Annotated in this window: 10 protein-coding genes; all 10 read right to left on the reverse strand. The window is 65.6% G+C overall.

Features of this window, described 5'->3' with window-relative positions; translation table 11 throughout:
* Positions 1-94: 94 nt before the first annotated feature.
* On the reverse strand, positions 95-568 hold the full coding sequence (locus tag P9875_RS26515; RefSeq protein ID WP_219308101.1) for a hypothetical protein: 474 nt from the start codon (positions 566-568) through the stop codon (positions 95-97).
* 215 nt (positions 569-783) lie between these two features.
* On the reverse strand, positions 784-2,001 hold the full coding sequence (locus tag P9875_RS26520) for an acetate/propionate family kinase (protein WP_278317046.1): 1,218 nt from the start codon (positions 1,999-2,001) through the stop codon (positions 784-786).
* Positions 1,998-3,413, reverse strand: a complete 1,416-nt coding sequence (locus P9875_RS26525) for a bifunctional enoyl-CoA hydratase/phosphate acetyltransferase (protein WP_099376483.1) — start codon at positions 3,411-3,413, stop codon at positions 1,998-2,000. Before P9875_RS26525 ends, P9875_RS26520 begins: the two co-directional genes overlap by 4 nt.
* 9 nt (positions 3,414-3,422) lie before the next feature.
* Positions 3,423-5,675 (reverse strand): DUF3141 domain-containing protein, encoded by a 2,253-nt coding sequence (locus P9875_RS26530; RefSeq protein ID WP_278317047.1) that lies wholly within the window; start codon positions 5,673-5,675, stop codon positions 3,423-3,425.
* A 47-nt stretch (positions 5,676-5,722) separates the two neighbouring features.
* Positions 5,723-6,847, reverse strand: coding sequence for an ABC transporter permease (locus P9875_RS26535; RefSeq protein ID WP_035822234.1), 1,125 nt, complete (start codon positions 6,845-6,847; stop codon positions 5,723-5,725).
* A 1-nt stretch (position 6,848) separates the two neighbouring features.
* Positions 6,849-9,593 (reverse strand): ribosome-associated ATPase/putative transporter RbbA, encoded by a 2,745-nt coding sequence (gene rbbA / locus P9875_RS26540; RefSeq protein ID WP_278317048.1) that lies wholly within the window; start codon positions 9,591-9,593, stop codon positions 6,849-6,851.
* Positions 9,594-9,595: 2 nt separating this feature from the next.
* Positions 9,596-10,669 (reverse strand): HlyD family secretion protein, encoded by a 1,074-nt coding sequence (locus tag P9875_RS26545; protein WP_278317049.1) that lies wholly within the window; start codon positions 10,667-10,669, stop codon positions 9,596-9,598.
* Between the two features lie 18 nt (positions 10,670-10,687).
* Complete coding sequence (locus P9875_RS26550; protein WP_278318878.1) at positions 10,688-12,136, reverse strand: efflux transporter outer membrane subunit; 1,449 nt, start codon at positions 12,134-12,136, stop codon at positions 10,688-10,690.
* A gap of 10 nt (positions 12,137-12,146) precedes the next feature.
* Positions 12,147-12,929, reverse strand: a complete 783-nt coding sequence (gene fabI / locus P9875_RS26555; protein ID WP_278317050.1) for an enoyl-ACP reductase FabI — start codon at positions 12,927-12,929, stop codon at positions 12,147-12,149.
* A complete protein-coding gene (locus P9875_RS26560) occupies positions 12,926-13,111 on the reverse strand; it encodes a hypothetical protein (RefSeq protein ID WP_278317051.1) in 186 nt (61 codons plus the stop codon). The genes fabI and P9875_RS26560 overlap by 4 nt, the downstream gene beginning before the upstream one ends.
* Between the last annotated feature and the right edge of the window lie 232 nt (positions 13,112-13,343).

Consider the following 13,343-nt stretch of genomic DNA (forward strand, 5'->3'; position numbering starts at 1 on the left):
ACTGGCAAGCGCAAGCAAGGAAAAGTGCTGGACGAAAAAAAAGACAGCCGAAGCTGTCTTTTGGGCTTGCGGGCCGTGGCCCGCAAACAGGGAATTACTTGGCGGCGGCGGCCTTGACTTCAGCGTCTGCCTTGGCCTTGACTTCTTCCGTCTTGGTGGCGGCGATGGCTTTATCGGCGTTCGCTTCCACTTTTTCCTTGGCGACCTTGGCGTCCGCTTTCACGGCGGTTTTGCCCGCTTTCGCATCGGCCTTGGCGGCGGCCTTGTCAGCCTTGGCTTGCGCCTTCATCTTGTCTTCCGGATCGGCATCGACCACTTTGTCGTGGGCCTTGGCCTTGGTTTTGTTCGCCTTGTGCTGGGCGTCGGCTTTCTTTTCGTCAGCCTTCATTTCAGCCTTGGCGACGTTGGCGTCAGCCTTGGCATCGACTTTGGCTTCCTTGTTGGCAGCCTTGTTGATGTCATGCTGCGCAGACGCCTGGGCGCTGGCAACGGCTGGGGTAACTGGCGTTTGCGCGATGGCAGCGGTGGCAAACAGGGTAGCGATCAGGGTGGCGAGTAATTTGTTCATGATGAGACCTTTCAATATGGTTTAATTTTATTCTTACTAAAGGCGGGCAAAATGTTCAAAATTTGCCAGGCATCGCGCTGTTTCTTGATGTAGCGCAATGGCATGACTTCATAGTAAAGATAACGGGCAAACCACACAGTGCGTTAGCGCACTCAACGGAAAATATGTTCAATTCGGCAAATTTCCCATCGAGCGCGATTTTATGCTTCCAATCCTCATGCGCCCACGGCCAGCGCCGCATGGCGGGCAGCCACCCACTCCTCGTTGGCCGGCTCCACGCCCACCACGATGCGGCTGGCATCGGTGGAAATACGGCTGGCGTTGCGCGCATTCGCCTCCCCGTCAAGCAAGGGACCGAGGAATCCCAGCTCGGCGCAGATGCGCTGGCGCAGCTCGGCGCTGTGCTCGCCGATACCGGCCGTAAACACCAGCATGTCCAGTCCCCCCAGCACGGCCGTCAGGGCGCCGATCTCGCGCACAATACGGCGGATATATAAAGCCAGCGCGGCGCGGATGCGCTCGCCCGTGGCGTCCTGCCGGTCCTGCTGCGCCAGCAAGACGGGTGGGTCGGCCGACACGCCCGACACGCCCAGCAAGCCCGACTCGTGGTACAGCACATGCGCCACTTTTTCCAGCGACAGCTTTTCGATTTCCATCAGGTAGATGACGGCGCCCGGATCGAGCGAACCGCAGCGCGTGCCCATCATCAGGCCATCGAGCGCGGAAAAACCCATGGTGGTGGCCACGCTGTGCAAGTTCTCCATGGCGCACAGGCTGGCGCCGCTGCCCAGGTGGGCCACGATGACCTTGCCGCGCGCGACGGCGCCAAAACGCTGCTTCAGCACCAGCGACTGGTATTCATATGACAGGCCGTGGAAACCATAGCGGCGCAAGCCCCGCTCCCACGCATCGTATGGCAGGGCCAGCATCTGCTCGACCTGCGGCACCGTGTGGTGGAAGGCCGTGTCGAAGCACGCCACCTGGGCGATGTCGGGCCGCGATTCGAGCAGCACCTCGATCGCTTCGAGCGCAAACGGCTGGTGCAGGGGCGCCAGCGGCACATAACTTTTCAGGTCGGCCAGCACCTTGAAATCGATGCGCACGGGGGCGAAATACTTGCTGCCGCCGTGCACCACGCGGTGCGCCACGGCGCGCAAGGAACGCCCGTCCAGCTGCGCCACGACTTGCGCGCGGATGTATTCGAGCGCCGCGTGATGCGGCTGCGCCGGATCGAGTTGCAAGGCGACTGCCGGCAGGCCGCCGGCCCGGTAGGTGGCGTTTTCACGGCCGATGCCTTCGACCTTGCCGCTCCATTGCGCCTGCTGCGGCAGCACGCCGCCCGCCTGCTCGAACAGGGCGAACTTGATGCTCGACGAGCCGCAATTGAGCACCAGGATCAGGGTGCCATCGGCATGTTGGACTGCTGCGTTCATGGCGGCGTGCTCCGGTAATGGTTGGCCAGCATCACGGCGATGGCGCACGAGGCGATGCGGCTGGCGCGCGAGTCGGCGCGGCTGGTGAGGATGACGGGGATTTTCGCGCCCAGCACGATGCCGGCGCTGTCCGCGTCGCCCATGTATTCGAGCTGCTTGGCCAGCATGTTGCCGCTTTCCAGGTCGGGCACCAGCAAGATGTCGGCGCGGCCAGCCACTTCCGAGACGATGCCCTTGACGGTGGCGGCGGCGATCGACACGGCGTTGTCAAAAGCCAGCGGACCGTCGAGGATCGCACCCGTGATCTGGCCGCGGTCGGCCATCTTGCACAGGGCGGCCGCGTCCAGCGTGGCCGGCATGTCGGCGTTCACCGTTTCCACGGCGGCCAGGATGGCCACGCGCGGGCAGGCCACGCCGATCACGTGCGCCAGGTCGATGGCGTTGCGCACGATGTCGGCCTTCATGGCCAGGTTGGGCGCGATATTGATGGCCGCGTCCGTAATGATGAAGGGGCGCGGATACGCCGGCGTCTGCATCAGGAAGCAGTGGCTGATGCGGCGCTTGGTGCGCAGGCCGGCGCTGGCGGCCAGCACGGCCGACATCAGTTCATCCGTGTGCAGGCTGCCCTTCATCAAGGCTTCCACTTCACCCTTGCCCGCCAGTTCGGCGCCGCGCGCGGCGGCGGCATGGCTATGCTCGACGTCCTCGATGGCGATGCCTTCCAGGCTCAGGCCCGCTTCCAGCGCCACGGCTTCCAGGCGCGCGCGCGGCGCCACCAGCACGGGCGTGATCAGGCCGGCCGCATGCGCGTCGAGCGCGCCCGACAGGCTCAGTTCATCGCAAGGGTGGATCACGGCCACCCTGATCGGACCCAGGGTGCGCGCGTGTTCCAGCAGGCGCCGCGTGCCGTCGCCGTTATGCAGGCGTACTTCGGGGAGGGTGGCGCGCTTGCGTTCGATCTGCTCGGCGGGCGCGATCACCTGCGCCTCGCCATCGAGCACCACGGCGCCGTGCTGGTTGACGCAGCGGCAAACCAGGGTCACGTGGCGGCTGCGCGGCTCGAGCGCCGTCACGGTGACGCTGATGGCCAGGGTATCGCCCACCCGCACTGGCTGCAAAAAGCGCAGGGTCTGGCCCGTGTAGACGGTGCCTGCGCCGGGCAGGCGCGTGCCCAGCACGGCGGAAATGAGGGCCGCACCCCACATGCCGTGCGCGATCACGCCCTCGTAACGGGTGGCGGCGGCAAATTCCGTATCGAGGTGCTGCGGGTTGTCGTCGCCCGACATCACCGCGAACAGGGCGATGTCGTCCATGCTCAGGGTGCGCGTGATGCTGGCGGTGTCGCCGATGGCGATCTGGTCGAAGGTGCGGTTGCGTACGATATTCAGATCATCGTCTTGGGGAGTAGTCATCGTGGTCTTCTAGGCAGGGGTAATGTGTTTGGCCGGTTTGGCTTTCGGTTCAGTCCTGGATGTGCGCACAACCGATTGCTGCTCCTTGACCGCCCGGTCAAAGACGTCCAGCATCTGCTGCAGGCTCGCTTCCTCGTCCGGCGTCGGCGCCTCGGGCACTTGCAGCACTTGCTGCAGCCATTCGGCCAGCGCGCCGATGTCGTCCGGGTCGGCGCGCGACAGCAAGGCCGGCAAGGCGGCGATGGCCGCATCGAAATCATGCAGCATCAAGCGCGCCTGCTGGCGCACGATACCGCGGAACTCCTCCATGCCGACATCCTGCCGGTATTGCGGCTTGATCAGTTTGAGGGCCAGGTTGACCCTGCGCTCGTCGGCGATCATGCGGAAGCGGTAGATGTAGAACAGCGCGCGCACGGCCGCTTCCACCAGGCCGCCCCGCTGCATGTCCTCGTCCATCTTGCGCGTTTCGCAGCGCACGTATTCGCAATGCTCGGGCGAGATGCCGGGATGGGGGCGCGGCGGCGTCGTGTCGCCGATGGCTTGTCCCGTCAGCGCCTGCACCAGGGGCGAGCCGTACACCAGGTCGAAGGTGGTTTCCTGCACGCTGTCGCGCCAGTCGCGCCAGCCGTTCAAGCCGGCCGTGATGGCGCCGGAGATGGCTTCCTGCATGGCCAGCAGCGGATTGTCGGGCGATACCGGCTGGCGCTGGGCGCGCACTTTTTCCGCCTCTTTGGCCACCAGCCTGGCCAGCGGATTGTGATCCGTCCAGCGCTCGTACGACACGCGCAGCGGATGCGCGAGCTGCAGGAAGCGCGCCGTCTGCGGCGTCACCATGGCGCGCACCCACGGCTGCGCAAACGTGCGGTACAGGGCCAGATTCACTTCCGACACGCGCGCGGCGGCGGCGAACTTGCGGTCGTTTTCCACGCTCGGCTGCACGATGGCGCGCACGTCGTCGATGCCGCGGTGCTCGACCTGCAGCACATAATCGCCGCTGGCCAGGTCCGCGTTCGGCGTATCGGGCGTCTTGTCGACAATCCGCGCTTCGTAGATACCGGCCGGCAGCAGGTTGATCAGATCGATATTGCTGGCGAATTTCTGGTGTTCCTTGTGCCCCACCTTGGCCGACACAAAAATGCCCAGGTGGCCGATGCTGTCATGCACGGCGTAGACGATGGTCTGGTCGTGCAGCAGCACGTCCTTGTCGTCGCGGTACAGGTCCGTGATCCAGCCCAGCGCCTGCGGCGGCGGCGTGATGTTGTCGCCGTTCGAGCAAAACACGACGATGGGCGAACGGATGTTGCGCAAATCCAGGCGCACGCCGTCGGAGGTGATCAATTCGGCCGTGGCCAGGCGGTTGCCGATGAACAGATTGTCGACGATATACTGCATCTCGACGTCGTTCAGGAAGACGTGGCCGCCCCAGTATTTTTCAAATTCCAGGTAGCGTGGCGCTTCCGTGTCGATGTTCGCGTACAGATTGTACTGCTTGCCCCACAGGGTATTGGCCGGGTTGAGCTTTTCGAAATTTTGCACCAGGCTGGCGCCGTCGAAGCGGCCCTTGCCCAGGTCGCCCGCCAAGGCCGTGGCCCAGCTGCCGCCCATCAGGCCACCCGCGTAGCGCATCGGATTGCGGCCATGCCAGCCGGCCCAGTACGACACGGGCGCGCCGGCCACGATGATGGGGCCGAACAATTCCGGGCGCATGGCCGCCGTCATGAGGATTTGCCAGCCCGCCTGGCAATTGCCGATGACGACGGGTTTACCCTCGCTGAGCGGATGCAGGGCGATGACTTTTTCCAGGAAGGCCGCCTCGGCGTGCATCACGTCTTCCACCGTCTGTCCCGGCACGGGATCGGGCAGGAAGCCGATGAAGTAGCACGGGTGGCCGGCGCGCAGGGCCACGCCGATCTCGCTCTCGGCCTTGAAACCGCCGATGCCGGGACCGTGTCCCGCGCGCGGATCGACGACGACGAAGGGGCGCTTCGATGGATCGGGTTCGGGCGCATCGGGCGTCAGGATGCGCGCCAGGCCATAGTTGACGGGGCGCGCCAACTCCAGGCCCGACAGCACCAGTTCGGCGGGGAAGTCCAGCACGTTCGGCACTTCCTCGGCCATGTGCTCCTGGTACTGGTTGCCGCGCCGGCGCATCACGTCCGCATACAGCACGATGCGCTGCCACGAGTCGCGCGCATAGTCGCCCAGCACGCCCAGCGACGGCAAGCCGCCGGTGGAGAAAAATGGTGCAGCTTCGATCTTCATGGCTATCCTTTTCATGCAAAAAACGCCGGACCATTCCGGCGCGGGAGCTATGCCATCTGACTGATGGTCTTGCGAAAACGGGCAAGGGCAAACGTGAACAGGGCCGTGCCGATGGCCAGCAGGGCCAGGAACGGCTTCCACACCACGTCGATGCCGGCGCCCCGGTACAGAATCGCCTGGCTCAATTCGACGAAATGCGTGGTCGGCGCGATCAGCATGATGTTCTGCACCAGTTCGGGCATGCTTTCGCGCGGCGTGCTGCCGCCCGACAGCATCTGCAGCGGCAGCAGCACGAGGATCAACAGCATGCCGAATTGCGGCATGCTGCGCGCCACGGTGGCGAGGAAAATGCCCATCGACGTGGTGGCAAACAAGTGCAGGGCCGCGCCGCACAGGAACAGCGCGATCGAGCCTTCGATGGGCACGTGCAGCATGCCGCGCACCACCAGGTTCAGCGACAGGGCGGCGGCCAGCAGCACCACCAGGCCCATCGACCATACCTTGCCCAGCATGATTTCGGCCGGCGTCACGGGCATCACCAGCAAGTGCTCGATGGTGCCGTGTTCGCGCTCGCGTATCAGCGCCGCCCCGGTGAGGATGATCGACAGCATCGTCACCTGGTTGATGAGCTCCATCAGCGAGCCAAACCACGCCTGGCTCAGCGACGGGTTGAAGCGCGCGCGCATCACCAGTTCCACGGGCGAGACGGTCGCACCGCGATAACGTTTGGCGAATTCGGATACTTCACCGGCGACGATCTGCTGGATGTAGCCGCTGCCGCTGAAAGCCTGGCTCATGCGCGTGGCGTCCACGTTCAGCTGCAGCTCCGCGTGGCGTCCGCCCAGTACGTCCGCCTGCAGCTTGGGCGGTATCGTCAGCACGAAGGTGTACTGGCCCGCGTCCAGGCCCGCATCGACCTGGCTCTGGTTGATCATGGCCGGCGGCGTGAACTGCGGCGGGAAGAAGGCCGAGGCGATGCGCCCGGACAGCGGCGAGCCATCCTCGTCGACGATGGCGATCGAGGCCATGTGCAGGGTTTCCGGCTTGGCAGTGGCGGCCACGTAGATCGCCAAAGTAAACGTGTAGAGGATCAGGATCAGCATCATCGGATCGCGGATCAGGCTCCAGATTTCCTTCACGCCCAGGCGGTAGATGTTTTCAAGGTGCCGCATATCAGCTCTCCTGTTTCTTCAGCAGCGCCACGGTCACGCCGAGGATCACGGGGATGGCGATGATCAATGGCCAGAACGAGGCGTGCAGGTCGCCGAATCCCAGCGCCTTGTTGAACACGCCCCGGCTGATATTGAGCATGTGCGTGGCCGGGTACATCAGGCCGATGGCCTTGCCCACGCCTTCCATCGAGGAAACGGGATTGAGCAGGCCGGAAAACTGGATGGCCGGGATCATGGTGCCGATCATCGTCACGAACAGGGCCGCGATCTGGCTGCGCGTAAAGGTCGAGGCGAACAGGCCGATGCCGGTGGCGCAGATATTGAAGATGAAGGTGGCGCCGATCAGGGTCGCCAGGCTGCCCTTGATCGGCACGCCGAAAGCGGTGACCGCCAGCAGCGCCATGAGGAGGAAGTTGAACATGGCCAGCGCCACATACGGCACCTGCTTGCCAAGCAAGAATTCCAGGCGCGTGACGGGCGTCACGTACAGGTTGATGATGGAACCGAGTTCCTTTTCGCGCACCACGGACAGCGCCGCCAGCATGGCCGGCAGCATCAGCAGCAGCAAGGGAATCACGGCCGGCACCATGGCCGGCAGGCTTTTCACGTCGGGGTTGTAGCGGTAGCGGGTCTGGATGGCGACGGGGTTGTTCATCTTGATGCCATAGCGGTGCAAGGCCTGGTCGGCCAGCCACAGCTGGTGCATGCCCTGCACGTAGCCCTGCACGGTTTCCGCGCGCATCGGCATGGCGCCATCGATCCACGCGCCCACCTGTGCCGGCGCGCCGCGCTGCACGTCGCGCGCGAAGCCGGGCGGGATCTCGATGGCCAGCGACAGTTCGCCGCTGCGCATGCGCTTGTCGATATCGGCATAGTCGCGCAGCGGCGGGCGTTCGACGAAGTAGCGCGAGCCGGCCAGGTTATTCGTGTAATTCTGGCTCAGTGTCGTCTGGTCGTGGTCGAGCACCGCGTAGCTCAAGTCCTCGACGTCGAGGCTGATGCCGAAGCCGATGACGAACAGCAGCAGCACGGAGCCGCCCAGCGCCAGGGTCAGGCGCACGGGATCGCGCCGCAGCTCCAGCGTCTCTCGCCACATGTAGCTGAGCATGCGGCCCAGGCTGAAGCGGCTGCGCTGCTGCTTCTGCTGTGGTGCGGCCGCTTCAGCCTTCTGCACGGGCGCCTCGCTTTCCTGCGTCGCCGCTGCCGTGCCGCCGCCCGCCTCTTCCAGGTAGGCGATGAAGGCCGCTTCCAGCGATGGCGCACCCTTCTTGCGCACCAGTTCGGCCGGCGCATCGCTGACCAGCACTTTACCCGCGTGCATCAGCGAGATGCGGTCGCAGCGCTCGGCCTCGTTCATGAAGTGGGTGGAAATGAAAATGGTGACGTGGTCGCGCCGCGCCAGCTCGATCATCAGGCGCCAGAAATTGTCGCGCGCGATGGGGTCGACGCCGGACGTCGGCTCATCGAGGATCAGCATTTCCGGCTTGTGCACCATGGCCACGGCCAAGGACAGCCGCTGGCGGATGCCCAGCGGCAGGCTGTCAGGCAAGTCGTCCATCACCGCGCGCAAATCGAAGCGCTGCGCCATCTCGTCGATGCGCGCCCCTATTTCGCCCTCTGGCACGTGGAACAGGCGCGCGTGCAGCACCAGGTTCTGGCGCACCGTCAGCTCGCTGTACAGCGAGAAGGCCTGCGACATGTAGCCGACCCGGCGGCGCGTGTCGATATCGCTGGAGTCGACCTCCTTGCCGAACAGCCAGGCCTTGCCTTCCGTGGCCGGCAGCAGGCCCGTGAGCATTTTCATGGTGGTCGACTTGCCGCAGCCGTTCGAACCGAGAAAGCCGAAGATCTCGCCGCGGCCGATGCGGAAATTCACATGGTCGACGGCCGTGAAATCGCCGAAGCGCATGGTCAGATCCTGCGCCTCGATGGCGACGTCCTGCGCGCTGGCCGCGTCCAGCGGCGTGATCACCACAGGCTGGTGGCCAGCGCGCTTGGCTTCCGGCAGCAGCTTGATGAAGGCCGCTTCCAGGGTATCGCTTTGCGTGCGCGCCAGCAGTTCGGCCGGCGTGCCCGTATCGAGCACCTTGCCGTCATCCATGGCCACGAGCCAATCGAAGCGCTGCGCCTCGTCCATGTAGGCCGTGGCCACCATCACGCTCATTTGCGGGCGCTGCACGCGAATGCCGGCGATCAGGTCCCAGAACTGCGCGCGCGCCAGCGGATCGACGCCGGTGGTCGGTTCATCGAGAATCAGCAGGTCGGGATCGTGGATCAGCGCGCAGCACAGGCCCAGCTTCTGCTTCATGCCGCCTGACAGCTTGCCGGCCGGACGCGCAAGGAACGGCTGCAAGCCCGTGCTGCGGGTCAGCTGGTCGATGCGGCGACGGCGCTCGGCCGCGTCGTGGCCGAACAGGCGCGCGAAAAACTGCAGGTTTTCCTCGACCGACAGGGTCGGATACAGGTTCTTGCCCAGGCCTTGCGGCATGTAAGCGATACGCGGACAGACCTCGTCGCGGTGGCGCGCATCGCGCATGTCGCCGCCCAGCGCCATCACTGTGCCCTGCTGCACGGCGCGCGCGCCGGCCACCAGCGACAGCAAGCTCGATTTGCCCACGCCATCGGGGCCGATCAGGCCCACCATGCGGCCGGCCGGCACGTCCAGGTCGATGCCGTCCAGCGCCACCGTCTTGCCGTAATGCTGGCTGACGCCCTTGATGCTGACGACAATGGAAGTGGAAGCCACGGTCACTGCGGGACCTTGGCCGTCAGTTCAGCGGGCCATGGCTGCTTCGCATCGAGACGCACCCAGGCCACGCCGGGCAAGCCCACTTTGACGAGGGCCAGATGCTTTTGCAGCAGCTCGCGGCTGATCTGCGCTTTCACACGGAACATCAGTTTCTGGCGTTCGCTGGCCGTTTCCACGGTCTTCGGCGTGAACTGCGCGCTGGCGGCGACAAACGAGATCGTCGCGGGAATCACATAGTTCGGCGCCGCGTCGAGGATGATGCGCACTTCGCCGCCCAGCGCCACCTTGCCGGCCGCCGTCTCGGGCAGGAAGAAGGTCATGTAAACGTCCGACAGGTCGACCAGGTTGAGCACCTTGCCGCCGCCGGCCAGCACTTCACCCTGCTGCGCCACCAGGTATTGCACGCGGCCGTCGCGCGGCGCCGCCAGCTGGCCGTCAGCCAGGTCGGCATCGATGCGCGCCGTGGTCGCCTCGGCCGCCACGACGGCGGAGCGGGAACCGACCACCTGCGCTTTTGCCGCGTCGATGGCCGCTTGCGCCGCCGTCACTTGCGCCCTGGCCGCATTCAGGGCGGCGGCCACGCTGCGCACGCGGGCGCGGTCGTCGTCGAGTTCCTGTACCGAGGAAGCGCCCTCTTTCGACAAGGTTTCGGAGCGGGCCAGGCGGCGTTTGGCCGCATCGAGTTCGCTTTCGCGCTGCGCCACCATGGCCAGCGCGGCCGCCTTGTCGCTTTCGCGCACGGCCACCTGCGCCTGCACGCCGACCACGGCGTCCAGCGCCTGCTGCTGGCGCGCGCGCGCCTCGTCGCGCTGGGCCGTCAGCGAATCGACCTGCATGCTGGCCAGCGGCTGGCCCGCCTTGACGAAGTCGCCCTCGCGCACGAGGATCTCCTTGACCCGGCCCGCCAGCTTGGTGGCGACGTCGACTTCCGTCGCTTCGATACGGCCATTGCCGCTGACAAAACCTTCGCCAGGGCCCGTGGGACGCATTTTTTGCCAGGCCACATAGCCCAGCACGAGAACGGCCACGAGCAGCGCCGCGGGGATGAGTTTTTTCTTCAGTTGAGCATTCATGGTATCGGGGCGATCAAATTAGTGGGTGGAAGCGGCGGCGGAGGCGACGGGTGCGCCGCCGCCCAGGGCGGCATACAGGCTGACCTGGCTCGAGAGCAGCGCGCGGCGCGTCTGCACCAGTTGCTGCTCCACCGTCAGCAAGTCGCGCTGCGCATCGAGCACTTCCAGGTAGGGCGCGGCGCCATTGTCGTAGCGCAGCTTGGCCAGGCGCGCCCGTTCGCTCTGCGCGGCCAGGGTCGTCTTGCCGATGTCGACCTGCAGCGCCAGCCAGCGCCGGTTCGACAGCGCATCGGCCACTTCGCGGAAGGCGCCCTGCACGCTCTTTTCATAATTGGCCACGGCCACGTCGCGGCGCACTTCGGCCAGGTCCATATTCGCGCGCAGGCGGCCCGCATCAAAGATCGGCAGCACCAGGCGCGGCGCGAGATTCCAGGCGCCGCTGCCCGAATCGAACAGGCCGTTCAATTCCGCGCTGGCCGTGCCGTAGGCAGCCGTCAGCGAAATGGTCGGGAAGAAGGCGGCGCGCGCGGCGCCGATATTGGCTTGCGCGGCGCGCAACTGGTGTTCGGCCGCGATCAGGTCGGGGCGCTGCGTGAGCAAGGCCGAGGGCAAGCCCGCATGCAGCGGCTGCAGCACGCTGGCGTCGTCGAAGCGACTCACCTCACCAGCCACCGGCGTCAGGTCGACGGGGCCGCCCACCAACTGCGCCAGCGCATGCGCCTGCACGGCGCGCGCCTGCTCCAGCTGGGCCGACAGCGAGAGGGCCTGGCTGAGCAGGGTTTCCACCTGCGTCAGGTCCAGCTTGGAAATCGAACCGACTTCAAAACGGCGCGTGAAGATGCGCAGCGATTCGGCGCGGCTGTCGACCGTGGCACGCGCCAGCGCCACCCTTTCATCGAGTTCGCGCAAACCCAGGTAGCCATTGGCCACCTGCGCCACCAGGGCCACGCCGACGGCGCGGCGCGCCTCGTCGCTGGCCAGCAGGGTTTGCAGCGCGCTGTCCTTCAGGCTGCGCACCCGGCCCCAGAAATCAAGCTCCCAGGCGCTCACGTTCAAGCCCGTTTGGTACTGCGCGCTCATCATGGCGCGGCCCGTCGGACTCAGGTCGGCCGGCACGCGCGCGCGGCTGCCGGAGGCGCCCAGCGCGATGGTGGGAAATTGCTCGGCGCGCACGATGCCATACGCGGCGCGCGCCTCTTCCACGCGCAGGGCGGCGATGCGGATGTCGCGGTTGCTGGCCAGCGCCTGCGCAATCATCGCCTGCAGGCGCGGGTCGGCAAAGTAGGCTTGCCAGGCGACGTCGGGCGCGCTTGCGCCGGCCGTATCGGTTTCCGGGTACTGCGCCGCCACGGGTAGCGGCGGTGGCGCATACGGCGGCGCCATCGAGGCGCAGCCGGCCAGGGCCAGCGTGGTGGCCAGCGCGGCCATCCTGGCGCGGTGTGGCAAAGTAAAAACAGCCTTGGTCATCATCTTCCAGTCAATTCAGAATGTTGTAGCCGCCATCGACATACAGGGTGCCGCCCGTGATGGCGCGTGCGCCGTCGCCGGCGAGGAAGGCGCACAGCGCGCCCACGTCCTCGATGGTGGCCAGGCGCCGCATGGGCGAGCGTTCGATGGCGTCAGCCATCAGGCGGTCGAAATGGGCGATGCCGGAAGCGGCCCGCGTCTCCAGGGGACCGGGCGAAATGGCGTTCACGCGGATGCCTTGCGGGCCCAGTTCCGCAGCGAGGTAGCGCACCGACGCTTCCAGCGCCGCTTTTACGGGACCCATCAGGCCATAGTCGGCGATGACTTCCTCGGCGCCCAGGTAACTCATGGTGGTCAAGCTGCCGCCGTCCGGCATCAGCGGTTCGGCCAGTTTCGCCATGCGCATGAAGGAGTGGCAGGAGACATCCATCGCCTGCGCAAAGCCGTCGGCGGAACTGTCCGTCACGCGGCCATGCAGGTCCTGCTTCGGCGCGTAGGCGATGGAGTGGACAACGAAATCGAGCCGTCCCCACTGCCGTTCGATCTGCGCGAACAGCGCTTCCAATTGCCCCGGCACGGCCACGTCGAGCGGCGCCATGATGGCCGCCTGCACTTGCTGCGCCAGCGGCTCCACGTGCGGCCTGGCCTTGTCATTGAGCCAGGTCACGGCCAGTTCGGCGCCGGCCGCGCGCAGGGCGCTGGCGCAGCCCCAGGCGATGCTTTGCGTGTTGGCGATACCCACCACCAGGCCCCGCTTGCCCTGCAAAGGCAGCTGCTGCAAGGGGGCCGTCATGCCTGGACTGGACGCAGGGCGGGCCACGGCGTGGCCGCCTGCACGCAGCGCACGGCGCCGGCGCGCACGGTGGCGGCGCACGTGGCCAGGGTCACGCCGCCAACGCGCGCATACGGCAAGGCAATCGGAGAGTGGGGGTGTAAGGTACTGCACGCGTCAGGCGCGGGGGTCTGCATCTTCATGAATCGGCTTCCGTCACTGAAATTCGAGGCACGCACCAGTGCATTTTCGGGGAACTGGTGCGGGGCGAAAATTACTCTACAGCATTTAGATACGTGATTCGCGATGAGGCCGGTCCGCATGCATAACGCTTTTGAGCTAGGTCAACTATAAGTGCGATTGCGGCAATGCAACATTGATATACATCAAATTCTACATCAATATTATTTAAATGAACTAATTAACAAGCAAGCG

Origin of the sequence: Janthinobacterium rivuli (genome assembly GCF_029690045.1) — a bacterium.
Lineage (GTDB): Bacteria > Pseudomonadota > Gammaproteobacteria > Burkholderiales > Burkholderiaceae_D > Janthinobacterium > Janthinobacterium rivuli.